The sequence below is a fragment of the Nonomuraea antimicrobica genome, assembly GCF_039536965.1.
Classification (GTDB): Bacteria; Actinomycetota; Actinomycetes; order Streptosporangiales; family Streptosporangiaceae; genus Nonomuraea; species Nonomuraea antimicrobica.
The window spans coordinates 73,005-91,405 of sequence record NZ_BAAAZP010000187.1; the positions used below are offsets into that span (position 1 = coordinate 73,005).

Consider the following 18,401-nt stretch of genomic DNA (forward strand, 5'->3'; position numbering starts at 1 on the left):
GTCGTCAGATCCCTCCCACGAACCGGCCGGGAGACATCCTGCGCCCGGGATCGAACCGTTCCTTGACCCGCCGCATCAACGGCAGCGCGCTCACGTCGCCCCACCTCTCGACGCTCTCGTACGGCGCGGCGAGCACGTTCACCCGCCCACCGGCCGCCTCGGCCCGCTCCCGCAGCCCGGCCACCACGGCGACCAGTTCGTCCTCCTCCACGGCCTGCCACGACTCCAGCAGCACCCGCCCGGAGGCGGGCGAGCCCCGCAGCGGCAGCCCGGCCTCTGCCGCCGCGTCGAGCACGGCGCCCGTGGCCGACGGCGGGAAGCGCACCTCGACCAGCACCTCGTCCCGCTGGATCAGCCCCCACCAGGGCGGCCGCTCCCGCGTCACCGAGCCCGCGCCGATCAGCTCGCGCAGCGTCCCCGCCCTGTCCTCGGCCGCCGTGCCCTCGACCAGCGCGGCCAGCGTGATCGGCCCGCCGGGGTCGGGCCGGTCCACCTCGACCGCGCTCGGCTCGGCCTGCGAGGCGGCCAGCGCCGCGGCGATCCGCGGCGTCTCGGCGCGATCGAGCCTGGCGACCACCCAGCGGCGGTCGGGCGGCAGCGGGTGCAGGCGGAACGTGGCCTCGGCGATGACGCCGAGCGTGCCGTACGAGCCGGTGAACAGCTTGCCAAGGTCGTAGCCGGCGACGTTCTTGACCACCTTGCCGCCTGATCTGGCGATCGTCCCGTCGGCCAGCACGACCGTGATGCCGATGAGCAGGTCGCGGGCGCCACCGTATCGGAAGGCGCGCGGGCCCGGCGGCGCGGCGGCCAGCGTGCCGCCGACCGTGGCGTGCTCGGCGAACGGCACGTCGAGCGCCAGCTCCTGCCCCTTGCCCGCCAGGACCCCGGCCAGCGCGCCCATCGTCACCCCGGCCTGCGTGCGCACCACGAGGTCACCGGCGGCGTGCTCCAGGATCTCGTTCATGCAGCACAGGTCGAGCAGCACGTCGCAGCGCTCGGGCGGCGGGGCCCAGTGCAGCTTCGTGCCGCCGCCCGCGGGCACCACCGCCAGGTCCTGCCCGGCGCACGCCCGCAGCACGGCCGCGACCTCCTCGACGGTCTCGGGCAGCGCCACCCACCGCGGGCGCACCCCGCCGACCGCGTCGTCCGCGCCCGCCTGCCTGACCGTCACGCCGCCGATCAAAACTGCTCCGCCTTCCCCTGCTCGACCAGCGGGTGCACGCCCTTGCGCACGCCCGGCACCTCACCGCACAGCCGCGGGGTGGGGAACACCTTGCCCGGGTTGGACAGCCCCTGGGGGTCGAACGCGCACCGGACGAGCTGCATGGTGTCGAGGTCGTCGGCGCTGAACATTTTCGTCATGTAGCGGGACTTGTCGACCCCGACCCCGTGCTCGCCCGTGATCGAACCGCCGTGCTCGATGCACAGGTCGAGGATCGCGCCCGAGACCACCTCGGCCCGCTCGCCCGCCCCCGGCTCCCCGTCGTCGAACAGCACCAGCGGGTGCAGGTTCCCGTCGCCGGCGTGGAAGACGTTGGCCACCCTGATGTGGTGCTCCAGGGAGAGCCGGTCGATGGCGGCCAGCACGGTGGGCAACGACGTACGCGGCACCACGCCGTCCTGCACGATATAGGCCGGGCTGATGCGCCCCACGGCCGCGAACGCCGACTTGCGGCCCTTCCAGATCGCCGCCCGCTCGCCCGCGTCGGCCGCCACGCGCAGCTCGAACGCCCCCGAGCAGATCTCCCGCAGCCGCGCGAACTGCCGGTCGACCTCGGCGGCGGGCCCGTCCAGCTCGACGATCAGCACCGCCCCCGCGCCCTCGGGATAGGCGCAGGCCACCGCCGCCTCGGCCGCCTCGATGGCCAGCGCGTCCATCATCTCGATCGCGGCCGGCACGATGCCCGCCCCGATGATCGCCGAGACCGCCTGCCCGCCCTGCTCGATGCTCTCGAACGCGGCCAGCACCGTGGTCACGGCCTCCGGCGCGCGGCACAGCCGCACCGTGACCTTGGTGGCGATGCCCAGCGTGCCCTCCGAGCCCACGAACGCCCCCAGCAGGTCGTAGCCGGGGTCCATGCGGTCGAGCGTGACCAGGTCGCCGTCGGGGGTGACGATCTCGCAGGCTTCGACGTGGTTGACGGTGAAGCCGTACTTCAGGCAGTGGGCGCCGCCGGAGTTTTCCGCGACGTTGCCGCCGATCGAGCAGACCTGCTGGCTGGAGGGGTCGGGGGCGTAGTAGTAGCCGCGGTCGCGCACGGCCTCGGTGATGGCCAGGTTCGTGACGCCGGGCTCGACGACCGCCCGGCGGTTGTCCAGGTCGATCTCCAGGATCGAACGCATCTTGGAGGTGACGATCAGCACGCCGTCCTCGCGCGGCAGCGCGCCCCCCGACAGGCCGGTGCCCGCGCCCCTGGCCACGAAGGGCACGCCGAAGTCGTTGCACAGCCGTACCACGCGGGCGACCTGCTCGGCCGTGCCAGGCAGCACGACCACGCCGGGGGTCGCCCGGTGGTAGGTGAGGCCGTCGCACTCGTACGTGCGCAGGCGTACGGGGTCGGTGATCACCGAGTCGTGGGGCAGCAGAGTGCGCAGAGCCGCCACCAGCGTGTCCATCACCCGATCACCTCCGCTTTACGACTTTCTACGGCATCCTGGCGTAGGCGGGAAGAGTCAGGAACTCCGCGAAGTCGTCGTCCAGCGCCACCTCTTTGAACAACGCCGTCGCCTGCCCGAACATTGCCTGGTCGTAGCCGGGCTCCTGCGAGATCTTGGCCAGCTCCTCGGAGATGATTCGTTCGACCAGCTCCTTCGTCACCTGCGCGCCCGTGTCGGCCAGCGTGATGTCGTTGTGGATCCACTGCCAGATCTGCGAGCGCGAGATCTCGGCGGTGGCGGCGTCCTCCATGAGGTTGTGGATGGCCACCGCGCCCAGCCCGCCCATCCAGGCGGCCAGGTAACGCAGCGCCACGTCCACGTTGTTGCGCAGACCCGTCTCGGTGATCTCGCCCGGCGTCTCGGAGACGGCCAGCAGCTCCGCCGCGGAGACGTTCACGTCTTCGCGCAGCCGGTCGAGCTGGTTGGGCCGCGAGCCCAGCACGCCGTCGAACACCTCGCGGCAGATCGGCACCAGGTCGGGGTGCGCCACCCACGAGCCGTCGAACCCGTCGCCCGACTCGCGCGTCTTGTCCGCCCGCACCTTCTCCAGCGCCACGGCGTTGACCTCGGGATCCCTGCGCGAGGGGATGAACGCCGCCATCCCGCCGACCGCGTGCGCCCCGCGCTTGTGGCAGGTGCGCACGAGCAACTCGGTGTACGCGCGCATGAACGGGGCCGTCATCGTCACCGCGTTCCGCTCGGGCAGCAGGAACTCGCGGCCCCGGGTGCGGAACTTCTTGATCACGCTGAACAGGTAGTCCCAGCGGCCCGCGTTGAGCCCGGCCGAGTGGTCGCGCAGCTCGTAGAGGATCTCCTCCATCTCGAACGCCGCCGGGTACGTCTCGATGAGCACCGTCGCCCTGATGGTGCCGTGGGGGATGCCGAGCAGCTCCTGCGCCCTGGTGAACACGTCGTTCCAGAGCCGGGCCTCCAGGTGCGACTCGATCTTGGGCAGGTAGAAGTAGGGGCCCTTGCCCTTGTCGATCTGCCGCTGCGCGCAGTGGAAGAAGTAGAGCCCGAAGTCGAACAGCGACCCCGAGACCGGCCGCCCGTCCACCCGGGCGTGCTTCTCGTCGAGGTGCCAGCCGCGGGGCCGCACGACCACCGTGGCCAGCTCGTCGTCGGGCCCGAGCGCGTACGCCTTGCCGCCCGCCTCGAAGTCGATCGTGCGGTCGAGCGCGTCGCGCAGGTTGAGGTGACCGACCACGCAGTTTTCCCACAGGGGAGAGTTGGCGTCCTCGAAGTCGGCCAGCCACACCTTGGCCCCGGAGTTGAGCGCGTTGATGGTCATCTTCTTGTCGACCGGGCCGGTGATCTCGACGCGGCGGTCCTCCAGGCCGGGCGCAGGGGACGCGACCTGCCAGTCGGCCTCCCTGATCTTCTTGGTCTCCGGCAGGAAGTCGAGCGTGCCGCCCGCCGACAGCTCCGCCTGGCGCGTCTGGCGCAGCTCCAGCAGCTCCAGCCGCCTGGCGCCGAACTCCCGCTGGAGAGCCTCCACGAAATCGAGCGCCTCCGGCGTGAGGATCTCGTCGAACCGGTCGAGCATCGGGCCGGTGATCTCCATGGGCTTCTTCCTTTCCACGGTGTTTCCACAATATGGAAATAGCATTCTGGATTGTGGAAACGACGCTACTCCCCTGATCTTCGGGGGTCAAAGGTTGGGGACATCCCCGGGCGTCTTCCGGGTGTTCCCCGATGTGGCCGACCCGGCGGGCGCGACATGATTCCGGCATGAAGACGATTGCGATGGCGGGCGCGCTGGCGGCCTCCGCCGTGCTGCTCACCGGATGCGGCCTCGCGAGCCTCGCCGGGCCGGGCAACGAGGAGAGCGCCTCGTACCAGGTGACCGACAAGGTGACCAAGCTTCAGCTCAAGAGCGGCTCGGGCGATGCCGTGATCAACGAGACCGACGGCACCGCCGTACGCGTCGTCGAGACCCTCCGCTGGCGCGGCGACGACAAGCCCGTGCCGGAGCACAACGTCGAGGCGGGGGAGTTGTTCCTCACCTACGAGTGCCGGGGGAACTGCAGCGTCGACTACGAGATCGAGGTCCCCAAGGGCCTCCACCTCGACCTGCGCGCCGGTTCCGGCAACCTCACGCTCAGGGGCCTCAGCGGGCCGCTCGAACTTGACCTGGGCTCCGGCGACGCGGACGCCGCCGGGCTGACGGGCAAGAAGGTGTTCGCCAAGTCGGGGTCGGGGAACGTCGAGCTCGAGTTCCTGGCCGCGCCCGAGAGCACCGAGCTCGACACCGGTTCGGGGGACATCACGCTCGACGTCCCCGACGGCGCCTACGCCGTGAAGAGCGACATGGGGTCGGGCGACAGCAACATCTCGGTCAGGACCGACGCCTCCGCACCGAACAAGATCTCGATCACCGCGGGCTCCGGCGACGTCACCGTGTCTTGACAGTCTGTTGAGCTGCCCGGATAACCAGGTGATGGCGTCGGGGATGTCATGCCACCATCGTGGGAAGACACCGAGGTGTCCAGACGTTCCCTCATAGAGATGACACGTATGCACGAATACTCCGAGTTCGACGCGTTCGAGACCGGCGACATGGACCTCGAGGAACGCCAGGCGCTGCGCCGGGTGGCGGGCCTCTCCACCGAACTTCAGGACGTCTCCGAGGTCGAATACCGGCAGCTACGACTCGAACGGGTCGTCCTCGTCGGCGTCTGGACCTCGGGCACGGCCGAAGACGCCGACAACTCCCTTCTCGAGCTGAAGCTCCTGGCCGAGACGGCCGGGTCGCAGGTGCTCGACGGGCTCATCCAGCGGCGGCAACGGCCCGACCCGGCCACGTACATCGGCTCGGGCAAGGCCCTTGAGCTGCGCGACGTCGTCGAGTCGTCCGGCGCCGACACCGTGATCTGCGACGGCGAGCTGACCCCAGGCCAGCTCCGCCAGCTCGAGGAGACGGTCAAGGTCAAGGTCATCGACCGCACCGCGCTCATCCTCGACATCTTCGCCCAGCACGCCAGGAGCCGCGAGGGCAAGGCCCAGGTCGAGCTGGCCCAGCTCTCCTACCTGCTGCCGCGCCTGCGCGGCTGGGGTGGCAACCTGTCCCGGCAGGTCGGCGGTCGCGCCGCGGGCGGCGTCGGCATCGGCGGCCGCGGCCCCGGTGAGACCAAGATCGAGCTGGACCGGCGGCGCATCCGCGAGCGCATGTCCAAGCTGCGCCGCCAGATCAGCGGCATGTCCACCTCGCGCGAGACCATGCGCCACCAGCGCCAGCGGCGCGAGGTCCCGGCCGTGGCCATCGCCGGCTACACCAACGCGGGCAAGTCCTCGCTGCTCAACCGCGTCACCGGGGCGGGCGTCCTGGTGGAGGACGCGCTGTTCGCCACCCTCGACCCGACCGTGCGCCGCGCGCGCACGCCGGAGGGCAGGCTGTTCACGATCGCCGACACCGTCGGCTTCGTCCGGCACCTGCCGCACCAGCTCGTCGAGGCGTTCCGCTCCACGCTGGAGGAGGTCGGCGACGCCGACCTGATCCTGCACGTGGTCGACGGCTCGCACCCCGACCCCGAGGGCCAGCTCGCGGCGGTGCGCGAGGTGCTCGCCGACATCGACGGCGCCGCCGGGATCTCCGAGATCGTGGTGATCAACAAGGCCGACGCCGCGAGCCAGGAGGTGCTCGACCGCATCGCCAGGCGCGAACGCGACAGCATCGTGGTCTCGGCGCGCACCGGCAAGGGCATCCCCGAGCTGATGGCGCTCATCGAGGAGCGGCTGCCGCGGCTCGACCACGAGGTGCACCTGCTGGTGCCGTACGACAGGGGCGACCTGATCTCGCGGGCCCACAAGGAGGGCGAGGTGCTCTCGATGGACCACGTGGAGGACGGCACGATCCTGCACGCCCGCGTGCTGTCGAGCCTGTCGCAGGAGCTGCTGCGGGTGGGCAAGCCGGTGGAGCGGGTGTTCTAGCGTCAGGGCTTTAGACCGTCTCGCGTCAGGCGGGGTCGTTTCGCGTCAGGCGGGGTCGCTCGGGCGCCGGGGTCGTCCCGGCCCGGCCCGGCATCCCGCCTGTGGCTCGCCGGCTTCTCGTCCCTGGCCGCTCGGACCAGGTCAGACGCTGTCCGCTGGAACTCGTGACCATGACTTACCGGTATGGCCGGGCAGCTCTCGCCTAAAAGCGCACAGGTATGCCCAAAAGCGGCAGTGGTAGGCGACCCCTTGGCGTTGCTAGGATTGGCCAGACCTAACGTTGGTCAGGTTTTGGGTTTCGGGTTCAAGGTTTCAGATGATGACTGCACGTGTCGAAGTCGTCAACGGGGGCCATGGGGACAAGGTAGGGCTGCGTTACGGTTGTGAAGAGAGGTCTTTCTTCCGAATAACCCTGTACACCAGCCCGACATGTGAAATAACGTAACTGAACTGAAATCGCCGGATCATGCGTCCGGCGATACGGTCACCGCACAACATCGATGCGGATGAGAGCAGGAGACCCCCCATGTCGTCCGGACCCGGAGCGGACTCAGTGGGCGCGGCGCAGGCCGTGCACTGCGCTCTGCACCCGTGCGAGGGGTCGCGCTGGGTGGTGATGCGGTGACCGTTCGACTTCTGACCAACATCGGCCGCCTCTGGACCGGAAACGAGGTCCTGAGCAACGCCGCCATCCTGGTGCACAACGATCGCATCGCGTGGGTCGGCCGCGCACCCGACCTGCCGCAGAGCGTGCCGGGCGTCGTCGACGACATCGTCGACGTCGACCACGTCGAAAACCTGGGCGGCGCGCTGGTCACGCCCGGCCTCATCGACGCCCACACGCACCCGGTCTACGCCGGCAACCGCTACGCCGAGCTGGCCATCCGCACCGGCGGGTCCACCTCCGCCTCGATCACCGCGGCCGGTGGCGGCGTCGGCTCCACGGTCACCGTGACCCGCGGCACCGACCCGTGGACGCTGTGCAACGGCGTACGCGAGCGGCTGCGCGGCTGGCTGCTCAGCGGCACCACGACCGTCGAGGCCAAGACCGGCTACCACCTCACCCGCGACGGCGAGCTCGCCGACGTGCGGCTCCTGCGCGAGCTGGAGAAGGAGCCGATGATGCCGCGGGTGCACGTCACGTTCCTGGCCGCGCACGTGGTGCCGCCGGAATACTTCGGCAGGCAGCGCGAATACGTCGAGGCCGTGGGCGCGTGGTGCGCCGACGCGGCGGCGGCCGGCGCCGACAGCGTCGACGTCTACTGCGACGAGGGCCACTTCACCACCGAGGAGTCCCGCTGGGTCCTCGCCTCCGGCCGCAACGTCGGCCTGCTGCCGCGCATCCACGCCGGCCTCTTCAGCCGCCGCGGCGCCGTCCAGCTCGCCGCCGAACTCGGCTGCGCCTCTGCTGACGGTCTCCACCACATGTCCGACGAGGACATCGCGATCATGTCGCGCTACGGCGTCCCCGCCGTCGTCTGCCCCGCCACCGCCCTCCAGCGCGGCCACCTCCCGCCGGTCCGCCAGATGATCAAGCACGGCGTCCAGATCGCCCTCGGCAGCGACCACAACCCCGGCTACTGCGGCATCACCTCGATGTCCCTGGTCATCGCGATGGCGGTGTCGGCGTTCGGGATGAGCGTCAACGACGCCCTCCGCGCGGCCACGCTCGGCGGCGCCACGGTCCTGGGCGCTCCCGACCGCGGCGTCCTGGCACCGGGGCGGCTGGCGGACATCGTCCAGTGGGACGCCGACCACGAGGGCGCCTTCGCCTGGTCCTTCGGCCTCAAGCCACGCCGCGTGTGGCGGGGTGGGACACCGGTCCAGTAGTTGATCTCGGGTTATGGTGCCCTGGATTGCCGTTGTCACGGATTCGACCGCTTACCTGGGTTCGGTGCCTGGGGTGTTCGTGGTGCCCGTCCAGGTGACGGTCCGGGCCTCGGGGGCGTACGGGGGTGGGGCACCGTACGGGGGCGAAGATCCGCATCCCAGCGGCCAGCGCCAGTCCTTCGCGAACGACACGAGCACGAGTAGCGGCGCCGAGCCCCACCCGCCGTCGTCAGCGGAGGACGGGTCCAGTGGCGTGGGGGTGGGCTCGCCGCCGATTGCGGAGGGCACGCACGGAGGCATTGGAGCGGGGACGTCACCTCAAACGCCACCGTCTGCGTCTTCCGCAAACCTCGATGATCCAGTGCCAACAGCACCGAGCGTGCCGTCGGCCAACGGCGACAGCCCCACGCCGCCATCACTGCGGTCGTCGTCCAAAGGCGACGACCACTCCGCGCCTACGCCTCTTTCCGCAAGCGGCGACGACTCCCCTCCACCACCACCACCACAGAACGCGTTATCCACACCTGACGATCGCCCCTCGCTGGGTGGGTCCCTCGCGAACGTCCGGCGGCCGTCGTTAGCGGAAGACACGTCCAGCGAGGCTGACCCCGCCCACCCGGCTTCCGCCCACCCGGCTTCTGCACATCCCGCCACTTCCCACCCTCCCGTCACCTGCCACCCTCCCGTCACCTCCTCCTCCCTTTCGTCCGATGAGGACTCGTTCACCGGCGACCTCTCCTTCGCCGTCACGTCTCGCCCTTCCCCCGCCCGCTTCGCCTCGTGCTACTCCAGCCTGGCGGCAGCCGGTGCCACGGGTATCGTCTCGATTCACCTGTCCGGCGAGCTGTCAGGCACCGTGGAGTCGGCTCGCGCCGCCGCGCGCGACGCTCCCGTACCGGTGGAGGTGCTCGACAGCCGGTCGATCGCCATGGGCCTGGGCTACCCGGTCCTGGCCGCCGTTCGCGCGGCGGCGAGCGGTCCTCCGCTGGCGGCGGTGGTCTCGGCCGCCCGCCGCTGCATGGCGTCCACGCGAACGTACTTCTACGTGGACAGCCTCGACTACCTTCGCCGCAGCGGCCGCCTCGGCACGGTGGCCTCCCTCTTCGGCTCCGCCCTCATGATCAAGCCCTTACTCCACATCGTGGACGGCCGTATCTCCCTCCTGGAGAAGGTTCGTACGGCCTCGCGCGCCATCGCCCGCCTGGAGGACCTGGCGGTACAGGCGGCTGGGGACCGGCCGGTGGAGGTGGCAGTGCAACATCTGGAGGCGAAGGACCGAGCGGAGTCCCTGGCGCAACGGCTTACGACGCGCGTACCCGGGCTGGTGGACCTGCGGATCGTGGAGGTGGGGGCGGTGATCGGCGTACATGTGGGGCCGGGCATGCTCGGCGTCACGGTCACGTCCGCCAATCCCTGACCACCGCCCCTGCAACTCCAGCCGCCCACCATCCACCGGGATGTGGGCTGCAACGCCTGAGCGTCGGCCAGCGTTATCCACAACCACCTCGTCCCGCCTCACCCCTCATCCCCAGAACCCCGCTCGGTTCCTCGGAGCCAGGCGCTCAGGCCGTACCTTCGCTGCCGTGCGAACCCCCGACCCGACGGCAGAGCGGGCCATAGCCGAATCCCGGCTACGGTCGATCATCGCGCCTGCCCGCCGCTCCCGCCGGTTGCCGGCACGACCAGGCTGGGCCACGGGAAGCCGGACCACATCCCACAGCAGTCAGCACGACAAGCACCGTCAGGAAGCCCGAAACAACACACCAGCCGCTCAGCTCACACCAGGGCCGCAGCTCACACCAGGGCCGCAGCCTTCCATCGACCCCGCAGGCACCCGGCCCCCGAGATTCCACCAAAGCTCAAACCTCAACAACGCCCACACTCACGACGCCAACGACACCCTGCTCCCACCACCGCCAGCCTGGCCCCCACAACCTGAGCTATCGGAATACTCGTCCCTCCACACAACACCTCCGGGATCTCACCGACCTGAAGCAGCGCCACCCCACTCGGAGCTCCAACCGCCACCGGCCTCGACACCGCTACCTCCACCCCAACTGCCGCTCAAAACGCCGCCCGCCTCCACATCCGCCCTCCCCACCTCCCTCCAAACCCTCCGTAAGCTCCTCAACGCCCAGAGCCCGTCCCTAGACCCTGGCAAGCCCGGCCTACGCGTCCTCCTCGCCATAGGAGTCGTGGCAACGTCCGTAGCCGTCTTCGTCGTCTGGCGCTCGCAGCCTTCCCCACAGCCTCTGCCACCCCCAACCTCCCTCCATCCCATCGCACCCGTCACCCCGTCCTCCACCAGCGCCGTCACCAAGGTGACCGTTCACGTCGCGGGCAAGATCCGCAAACCGGGTGTCTACCTGCTCCCCGTAGGCGCAAGGGTGACGGACGCGGTGGCAGCGGCGGGCGGGGCGTCCCGAGGGGCTTCCACAGGCCCGCTCAACCTGGCCAGACGCCTGATCGACGGTGAGCAGATAGTCGTCGGTGCACCAGCAGGCCAGGCGGCCCTTGGTTCGCCCATGGGCGCAGACCCGGCGTCCGTCGTCCTCGACCTCAACTCCGCCACAACAGATCAGTTGGAACAGCTCCCAGGCGTAGGGGAGGTCTTGGCGGCACGCATCGCCGAGTTCCGTACGAGCCGTGGCGGCTTCACCACCGTCGACCAGCTTCGCGATGTCAGCGGCATCGGTCCGAGAAAGTTCGAGGAAATCAAGCCGAAGGTCCGCGTCTGACATGCCCGTCCCGCCAGCCGAAGATCAGCGCCGGTCCATCCTCGAACTCCAGAGCGCCCCCGACACCACCGACGAGGGAAAGCGCTCCTGGCCTCTGGCCCTCCCCGCCCTGGCCGCCTGGGCCAGCGCCTTGATCCTCCTGGGCTGCCCCGCACCGGTGGGCATGATGGCCGCGGCATCGGCCCTCATCGCCTCCGCAACCGCAGCCTGGCTAACCAGAGTGCCCGCTGCCCCACCCGGACACGTCGGGCCCAAGCGCACCAGACAGCACGCCATCGATCATCCCGCCCACGGAGAAAAGAAGCACACCAGCCACGACGCCACCGCCACAGACTCCACCCACCACGAGGCCGATCCCGTTGGACGTCGCCTCGCCCATCACGAGTCCGATCCCGTTGGACGTCGCCTCGCCCATCACGAGTCCGATCCCGTTGGACGTCGCCTCGCCCATCACGAGTCCGATCCCGTCGGACGTCACCTCGCCCACCACAAGGCCGACCCCACCGGACGCCACCCCACCCACCCGCACACCACCCGGCGTAATGTCAGACCCACCCCATGGCGCAACATCACGATAGCCACCCTTATCTGCACTGCGGCGGCTTCTGCCTCGGTGGCTTTCCGCGTCCATGCCGTGACCACAGGTCCCGCCGCAGACCTCGCCCACAGGAACGCGTTCATCACCGCTCAGATCGCCCTGACCGACGACCCCAAACGCAGGCCGAATGGGACCATGCGTTTCGCTCAAGAAAGCTATGTGATCTCCGCGACCCTCGAGATCATCCAAACCTCCACGACCAGACAGTCCGTCAACGTCCCCATCACGGTCTTCGCCACCGGACGGTCGTGGAGTGCCCTCCTGCCCACCCAACAGGTTGAGGTCACCGGTCGTCTGGCGAAACCAACCCACGGCACCCTGGCGGCGGCGTTCCTGCTGGTTCGAGACCCACCACGGGTCCTCACACCCCCATCCACCCTCCAAACAGCCGCCGGAGCCCTCAGATCCGGCCTCAGATCCGCTGCCGACGTCCTCCCTCCCGAACAACGCGGCCTCCTCCCCGGCCTGGTGGTCGGCGATGTCTCCCGCATGGACCCTCAGGTGACCTCCGACCTCAGGGAAGCCGGCCTGAGCCATCTGAACGCCGTATCCGGGGCCAATCTGGCGATAGTGGCAGGTGCGGCGCTCGCCCTGTCCCGCCTGATCGGTCTTCCGCTTCCCCTCCGGGCGGCCTTCGCGGCGCTCGCGATGCTCGCGTTCACCGTGGTGGCGCGCCCTTCCCCCAGCGTGCTTCGGGCTCTCCTCATGGGCCTGGCAGCCGCCGTCGCCATGGGCACAGGCCGTTCGAAGGACGGGGTCGCGGCCCTTTCTGCGACGGTCCTCTTCCTGGTGCTGTTCGCCCCGGAATTGGCCCGCTCCTACGGCTTCGCGCTCTCGGTCACCGCCACCGCAGGCATCCTCATCCTCGCCCCACGCTGGCGAGACAGGCTGACAACCCCAAGGGACGAGGAGACCGACTCAGCCCCTGCCCCGACACGTTCAACGGACGAGCAGCCGAAGGGAGGGCCGGACGCGAAGGGTACGGCGAGGACACCAAGCCGGATGGCGGCCGAAGGGCTCTGGACGCCGCCCCCGAAGGGGAACAGGAGGGCGGCGGCGGAGAGCACGTCCGCCACGGACGAGATCCTGGAAGAAGCGGGCGACCGGCCTGAAGCCCCGCCCGACGAACCTCGACGTGCCAACATCCCTACCCTCCTGAACCGGACGCCCCGCCAGCAGCTCCCAGAGCACGAGACGCACCTGCGGTACCGCGACCTTGAGACACATCAGGAGCACCATGCGCTTGAGAAGCACCGGACATACCGTGAGCTGACGACGCACCCGAGGCACCAGGAGTTGGCGACGCACCCGAGGCACCAGGAGTTGGCGGCGCACCCGGGGCACCGTGAGATGACCATGCACCCGGGGGATCGCGAGTTGGCCATGCACCCAGGGCACCCCGAGCTGGCCGTGCACCCTGAGCTTGAGATGTGTCAGGGGCACCACGAGCCTGAGATGTGCCAGGGGCACGGTGAGCTTGAGGAGTGCCGGAGAGGTCGCGGGAGTGAAGGGCGCGATACGCGTCCTGACCGTGAGAACCACGAACCCCCTGACCATGCGAAGCGCCAAAGGGGCCCAGATGGTGTGGGGTGCCGGAGGTGGCGTCTGCCTCGTTGGATAGCCGAGGCGGTGGCGGTGCCGACGGCGGCGCAGGTGGCTGTGACGCCTGTCCTGGTGTTGATGTCGGGACAAGTAACCCCGGTCGCCGTGATCGCCAACCTGCTCGTCGCCCCGGCTGTGGCACCCGCGACTTTGCTGGGGTTCGGTGCTGCGCTGGTGGCACCTCTGTGGCCCGACGGCGCACGGCTGCTGGTGATCCCGGCCGGGTACGCGGTGGGCTGGATCGTCACGGTCGCCCGCTGGGCGGTGAATCTGCCGTTCGCCACCGTGCCATGGCCCGCGGGTCTCGCGGGGCTGGCACTGCTCCTGCTCGCCGTGGCCGTCGCGATCCCGATCCTGCGACGCCGCGCGTGGCGCGCCGTTGCCGTGACCGTGGCCGCCGCCGTCCTGGTGGCGGTACTGGTGGTCCGGCCGATCGCCGGTCATTGGCCACCCAGGAACTGGTTGATGGTGATGTGCGACGTGGGGCAGGGGGACGGTCTCGTCGTCTCGGCCGGGCCGGGTCGAGGCGTCGTGGTGGACACGGGGCCAGATCCGATCGCCATGGACCGGTGCCTCAGGAGAGTCGGCGTTGACGACGTCCCTCTGCTCGTCCTCACGCATCCCCACGCCGATCACGTGGACGGCCTTCCCGGAGTCCTCAGGAACCGGCGCGTCGGGGCTGTGGTCGTAGGCCCTCCGGTGACCGGTGGCCGCGCGGATGACCGTATCTCGGCCGTGCTCCGGCAGCACCGAATACCCGAAGGGACGGTCGCTCCGGGAACACGCTGGCGCTTCGGCCCGTCGGAGGTGACCGTGCTGGCTCCCGACCCCGCCCGAGGCGAGATGAACGGGCTGGGGGAGGGCAGCGCGATCAACAACTCAAGCGTGGTCCTCCACGTACGCTGGCGAGCCGGCTCGATCCTGCTCGGCGGCGACCTGGAAACCGAGGCCCAAGACGAACTCCTGCACCGGCTCACGGTACGGGCCGACATCCTCAAAACCCCGCACCACGGATCGAACAGGCAGTCGCCCGCCTTCCTCGCGTCCCTCGGTGCCCGAACGGCGTTGATCAGCGTCGGTGCCGACAACGACTACGGCCATCCCGCCACGTCCACCCTGCGCCTGCTCCACCGGCTCGGCCTCACCGTCTACCGAACCGACCAGTCAGGAGACCTCGCCATCGTGGAAGGGGAGGACGGACGCATGGCCATAGTCCCTCGCGGTCCCTAGCCCACTCCTCGCCATGCACGTCGATCCGGCTCAGGCGATCGCTCGGCGAGGGTAGGACTGCCCGTGGCCTCCGGCAATGGGCGGCAGGTCCCCTCGGGCAGGTGGCCAGGTGGCCAGGCGGCCAGGCGGCCAGGCGGGCAGGTGGGCAGGTGGGCAGGTGGGGCAGCCGGGCAGGTGGTGGGTAGCCGGGCAGCGTGCGGCAATCGGGAATCGGGAATCGCATCGGATCGATCTCGTCCCACTCAACTAACCCCAGCCCCGGGGAGAAACCGTGTCCACCCTGGGGAGAACTGCTGTCCACCAGCGGGGACATCTCAAGTCCGCCATCGGGGAAATCTCAGAGTCCATTGACATGGGCGTCTGCCGGATGAGCCGATTGACGGAAATCCGTTCACCGTCGTTTCCGGGTGCGGTGTAAATCGTTCTGCTCTTGGCGCTAACGTGATCTGATGTCCCGCCTGCCCGTCTTCTGTGTAGCCGTCCTGACTGTTGCGGTCGGGTTGGGAGTGCGTGCGTTGTTCGACGGCCCTGTGTCGAAGTACGCGGGCGACGCCCTCTACACCGTGCTGATCTACACGCTCGTGGTGCTGATCCTCCCCAGGACGCGTCCCTGGGTGGCGGCGGTGCTGGCGGCCGGGGCGAGTTGGGTGATCGAGTTCGCCCAGCTCGGGGAAATCCCGGCCCTGCTGCGGCCGATCCTGGGCAGCACGTTCAACCCGCCTGACCTCTTCTGGTACGCGGCAGGCGCCGGGGTGGCCTGTGCCGCGCACACGTTCTGGCTACGGAGGGCCGGATGACGGCGTGGCGGATCCTGCTGGTCACGGCGACCGTTGCGGGCCTGGTGTGCCTGGCGACGTCGATCGGCCGCCCGTGGGCGTATTTCACAGTGCAGAGCAACGTCATGCTCGCGCTCTACTACGGGTGGCGGCTGGTCAACGGCCGCAGGAGCTCGGGCTTCGCCGACGCCAAGGGCGCGGTGACCCTGTACCTGCTGGTCACCTGCTTGGTCAACTACATCTCGCGCGACCTGGCGAACCCGCTGGCGCTGCTGGACGGCGGCGGCGTGCGCGGGGTGGGCAACTTCCTGCTGCACTACGTGACACCGGTCATGGCGCTGGTCGATTGGGCAACCTTCGACCGGTCGCGCCGGGTGCGCTGGGCGGCGCCGTTCGCCTGGCTGGGTTACCCGCTCCTGTACGGCGGCTTCGTGCTGATCGCCGCCCCCAACCTGCCCCGCCGCTACGTCTACCCCTTCCTGGACGTGGAGCGACTGGGCTGGCCGACGGTCGCGGCGGTGGCGGTCGCCGCGCTGGCCGCCTTCGTGGTGCTGGGCTACGCGTTGCTTGGCGTCCATCGGCTCACGGCCGTTCCGGCGACGGCCGTACCGGCGAACGCTTGAGCCGCGTCTTCGTTCCGCTTGCGCGAACTGATCGACCTGGTCCGGGGCACGACTTCTCGGTAGCGGTCGCCCCTCAGGGCACGACTTCTCGGTGGCGACCGTCCAGGCACGGCTTCTCGGTGGCGACCTCCCAGGGCACGGCTTGTCGGTAGCGACCGCCTTCAGGGCACGGCTTCTTGGGGGTGATCGTCTCAGGGCACGGCCTGTCGGAGGTGACTTTCCGGTCTGCCGCGTGCGGTACTGCCGGGTAGGTGGGTGCCTCGGCGTGCGGTCCGGTGTCCTCAATCGACCGGCCACCCAACGCACCGGCTCGTCGTCGGCCGTCACCCCGCCGCAACGCGCGGTCCTGCCCGGCACGGGCACGCCGCTGACGGTCAGCGGCTACGTCTTCGGCCTCGCCTGCCAGCCCCTCGCCAACGTGCTGCTCGACTTCTGGCCGGCCGACAGGAACGGCGCATACGACAACGTCACGGACAACTTCCGCTCAGGCCGGTGGTGCCGATCGAGGGCGCTGATGGCTCCCTCCGGCTCGTCTCTCGTTCACAAGCTCAGTGAGGCTGCGTAGCCGAGAGCGCCAGTTGGCCTCGTGCCTCCATCGGAGGGAGGACGAGAGGGTTGTCGCAGGTCCTGTTGTCGGCGGGATCGGTGGTATGCCTGCTTCGGGAGTGCTGTGGTTGTGCGGTGGTGGCACGCGACGGACGGGCCGGCCGCTCGTCAGGCCCCGCTGAAGGTGAGCGCATCGGGGAGAGTCGCGAAGACCGACCGCAGCTCGGCCGCGAGACCCGCGTGGGTCTGCGGGCCGGGCTTGGCCGTCCAGGCCCGCAGCGCGGCGTGGAACGACGCGATCACCAGGTCCAGTGCCAGCCTTGGGCGCGGGTCGGCAGAGTCCAGGCCCAGCCTGCGCCGCAGGGTCGCCTCGACGGCCGCGCTGGTGTGGTCGCAGTACTGAAGCCCGTACGCGGCGATCGACGGCGTGCGCTCGGCCAGATTCCGGCTCCGTCGTACGCGGGTCACCCAGGCTCCGCCGTCGTCCCTCCGGGCGAGCGCCGCGAGCAACGCCTCCTGCAGCACCTCCAGGACGGGTACGCGGCCGAGCGGCAGGTGCTCGACGTCGTCCCGCAGGCCGTTCCACAGAGCCTCCAGCGGAGCGGAGGCGACCTGCTCCTTGCTGGCGAAGTTCCGGAAGAAGGTGCGCTTGGAGACCTCGACGGCTTCGCACAGCTCGTCAAGGGTCACCGCGTCGAAGCCGCGCTCGGTGAAGAGCACGAGGGCCGTATCGACCAGCGCGGTCCTGGTCCTGAGCTTCTTACGCTCCCGCAGCGAGAGCGTTCCCGGCTCGGAGGCGGAAGAAAGGTCGGCAGTCATCGCCTCTAGTGTAACTGGAACGCAGATGCCTTCTGTAGGCTTATGCTCCTGAGTGGCACTTTGTGCGAATGTCTGAGGAAAGGATCACGCCATGCGCGCCCTGATCGTTGATCGTTCCGTCCCCGGCGGCCTGCGGGTGGGGCAAGTGCCCGAGCCCGTGCCCGCCGCCAACCAGGCGCTGGTCCGGGTCACGGCCACCTCGCTCAACTACGGCGAGGTCAAGCACGGCATAGAGACGGCCGAGGAGGGGACGGTGCTCGGCTGGGACGCCGCCGGAGTCGTCGTCCAGGCGGCGGCGGACGGGTCGGGGCCGGCCGTGGGCACTCCCGTCGTGACCCTTGAGGAGAGCGGCGGCTGGGCCGAGTTCCGCGCCGTGCGTACCGACTGGATCGGTGTGGCGCCCGAGGGCGCGGAGCCGGGCGCGATCAGCACCATCCCGGTCGCGGCCGGCACCGCGCTGCGCGCACTCCACAGGACCGGGCCCATACTGGGGCGCAGGATCCTCGTGACCGGCGCCACTGGCGGCGTCGGGCGCTACGCCGTCCAACTCGCCCGACTCGGCGGTGCGCATGTGATCGCCTCCACCGGCGATCCTGCCAAGCACGGCGAGGCGTTGCGCGCTCTGGGCGCCCATGAGGTGGTGTCCGGTCCTGCGCAAGTCGGCGGCAAGCTCGACGGCGTGCTCGACATGGTGGGCGGGCCGCAACTCGTGGAGGCGTTCGACCAGCTTGGCGAGGGTGGCACGCTGGTGGCGGTCGGGCACTCCTCGGGTGACGGCGAGAGCTTCCCGTTCGGAGCCATGTTCAGTGGACCGGAACGTGACGATCGCTCGATCGTCACGTTCATGCTGGTGTTCTGTGGCGGCCTGGGGCGAGACCTGACCTGGCTGGCCCGGCAGGTCGCGGACGGTGTGCTGAGCCCTCAGATCACGTGGCGCGGCGGCTGGAACGACGCGTCCGAGGCGGTGAGCGCCCTCGTCGAACGCCGCCTGCACGGCAAGGCGGTACTCGACCTCACCTGACGGCCCCTGCCGGTCTCAGGAGCCGCCTCC

Annotated in this window: 14 protein-coding genes; 10 read left to right on the forward strand and 4 right to left on the reverse strand. The window is 69.8% G+C overall.

What is annotated here, in order from left to right:
• Positions 1-4 precede the first annotated feature (4 nt).
• From ABD844_RS42325 to aceB, 3 genes are read right to left on the reverse strand one after another with little or no spacing between them, the layout of a single operon-like run.
• Positions 5-1,171: an FAD-binding oxidoreductase gene (locus ABD844_RS42325; protein WP_344891798.1), complete on the reverse strand. Its 1,167-nt coding sequence runs from the start codon at positions 1,169-1,171 to the stop codon at positions 5-7.
• Between the two features lie 8 nt (positions 1,172-1,179).
• Complete coding sequence (locus ABD844_RS42330; RefSeq protein ID WP_344891801.1) at positions 1,180-2,616, reverse strand: FAD-linked oxidase C-terminal domain-containing protein; 1,437 nt, start codon at positions 2,614-2,616, stop codon at positions 1,180-1,182.
• Positions 2,617-2,644: 28 nt separating this feature from the next.
• Complete coding sequence (aceB, locus tag ABD844_RS42335; RefSeq protein ID WP_344891804.1) at positions 2,645-4,222, reverse strand: malate synthase A; 1,578 nt, start codon at positions 4,220-4,222, stop codon at positions 2,645-2,647.
• 167 nt (positions 4,223-4,389) lie between these two features.
• Between aceB and ABD844_RS42340 the strand changes: the two genes are divergently transcribed.
• From ABD844_RS42340 to ABD844_RS42380, 9 genes are all read left to right on the forward strand, one after another.
• Positions 4,390-5,067, forward strand: coding sequence for a DUF4097 family beta strand repeat-containing protein (locus tag ABD844_RS42340; protein WP_344891807.1), 678 nt, complete (start codon positions 4,390-4,392; stop codon positions 5,065-5,067).
• A gap of 99 nt (positions 5,068-5,166) precedes the next feature.
• Positions 5,167-6,588 (forward strand): GTPase HflX, encoded by a 1,422-nt coding sequence (gene hflX / locus ABD844_RS42345; protein ID WP_344891810.1) that lies wholly within the window; start codon positions 5,167-5,169, stop codon positions 6,586-6,588.
• A 621-nt stretch (positions 6,589-7,209) separates the two neighbouring features.
• Positions 7,210-8,418, forward strand: a complete 1,209-nt coding sequence (hutI, locus tag ABD844_RS42350) for an imidazolonepropionase (RefSeq protein ID WP_344891813.1) — start codon at positions 7,210-7,212, stop codon at positions 8,416-8,418.
• A 13-nt stretch (positions 8,419-8,431) separates the two neighbouring features.
• Positions 8,432-9,835: a DegV family protein gene (locus ABD844_RS42355; RefSeq protein ID WP_344891816.1), complete on the forward strand. Its 1,404-nt coding sequence runs from the start codon at positions 8,432-8,434 to the stop codon at positions 9,833-9,835.
• Between the two features lie 904 nt (positions 9,836-10,739).
• Entirely contained in the window at positions 10,740-11,156 is a 417-nt protein-coding gene (locus tag ABD844_RS42360; protein WP_344891819.1) for a ComEA family DNA-binding protein, read from the forward strand.
• Position 11,157: 1 nt separating this feature from the next.
• The gene (locus tag ABD844_RS42365; RefSeq protein ID WP_344891822.1) at positions 11,158-14,586 is read left to right on the forward strand and encodes a ComEC/Rec2 family competence protein; all 3,429 of its coding nucleotides are present in this window, start codon (positions 11,158-11,160) and stop codon (positions 14,584-14,586) included.
• Between the two features lie 515 nt (positions 14,587-15,101).
• Positions 15,102-15,383, forward strand: a complete 282-nt coding sequence (locus ABD844_RS42370) for a ribosomal maturation YjgA family protein (protein ID WP_344891825.1) — start codon at positions 15,102-15,104, stop codon at positions 15,381-15,383.
• A complete protein-coding gene (locus tag ABD844_RS42375; protein WP_344891828.1) occupies positions 15,380-15,985 on the forward strand; it encodes a Pr6Pr family membrane protein in 606 nt (201 codons plus the stop codon). The genes ABD844_RS42370 and ABD844_RS42375 overlap by 4 nt, the downstream gene beginning before the upstream one ends.
• Positions 15,986-16,250: 265 nt before the next feature.
• On the forward strand, positions 16,251-16,550 hold the full coding sequence (locus ABD844_RS42380; protein WP_344891831.1) for a hypothetical protein: 300 nt from the start codon (positions 16,251-16,253) through the stop codon (positions 16,548-16,550).
• 149 nt (positions 16,551-16,699) lie between these two features.
• On the opposite strand, the gene ABD844_RS42385 is transcribed toward ABD844_RS42380, so the two are convergent.
• Positions 16,700-17,350: a TetR family transcriptional regulator gene (locus ABD844_RS42385; RefSeq protein ID WP_344891834.1), complete on the reverse strand. Its 651-nt coding sequence runs from the start codon at positions 17,348-17,350 to the stop codon at positions 16,700-16,702.
• 91 nt (positions 17,351-17,441) lie between these two features.
• Here ABD844_RS42385 and ABD844_RS42390 point away from each other — a divergent pair, with 91 nt between their 5' ends.
• The gene (locus tag ABD844_RS42390; protein ID WP_344891837.1) at positions 17,442-18,371 is read left to right on the forward strand and encodes a zinc-binding dehydrogenase; all 930 of its coding nucleotides are present in this window, start codon (positions 17,442-17,444) and stop codon (positions 18,369-18,371) included.
• The last annotated feature ends 30 nt before the right edge of the window (positions 18,372-18,401 follow it).

What these genes read in the sequence shown, in the direction of transcription:
- ABD844_RS42330 (WP_344891801.1), bottom strand. Translation starts at nt 2,616, where the DNA reads ATGGACACGCTGGTGGCGGCTCTGCGCACTCTGCTGCCCCACGACTCG.
- aceB (WP_344891804.1), bottom strand. Translation starts at nt 4,222, where the DNA reads ATGGAGATCACCGGCCCGATGCTCGACCGGTTCGACGAGATCCTCACG.
- ABD844_RS42340 (WP_344891807.1), top strand. Translation starts at nt 4,390, where the DNA reads ATGAAGACGATTGCGATGGCGGGCGCGCTGGCGGCCTCCGCCGTGCTG.
- hflX (WP_344891810.1), top strand. Translation starts at nt 5,167, where the DNA reads ATGACACGTATGCACGAATACTCCGAGTTCGACGCGTTCGAGACCGGC.
- ABD844_RS42355 (WP_344891816.1), top strand. Translation starts at nt 8,432, where the DNA reads ATGGTGCCCTGGATTGCCGTTGTCACGGATTCGACCGCTTACCTGGGT.
- ABD844_RS42365 (WP_344891822.1), top strand. Translation starts at nt 11,158, where the DNA reads ATGCCCGTCCCGCCAGCCGAAGATCAGCGCCGGTCCATCCTCGAACTC.
- ABD844_RS42375 (WP_344891828.1), top strand. Translation starts at nt 15,380, where the DNA reads ATGACGGCGTGGCGGATCCTGCTGGTCACGGCGACCGTTGCGGGCCTG.
- ABD844_RS42385 (WP_344891834.1), bottom strand. Translation starts at nt 17,350, where the DNA reads ATGACTGCCGACCTTTCTTCCGCCTCCGAGCCGGGAACGCTCTCGCTG.
- ABD844_RS42390 (WP_344891837.1), top strand. Translation starts at nt 17,442, where the DNA reads ATGCGCGCCCTGATCGTTGATCGTTCCGTCCCCGGCGGCCTGCGGGTG.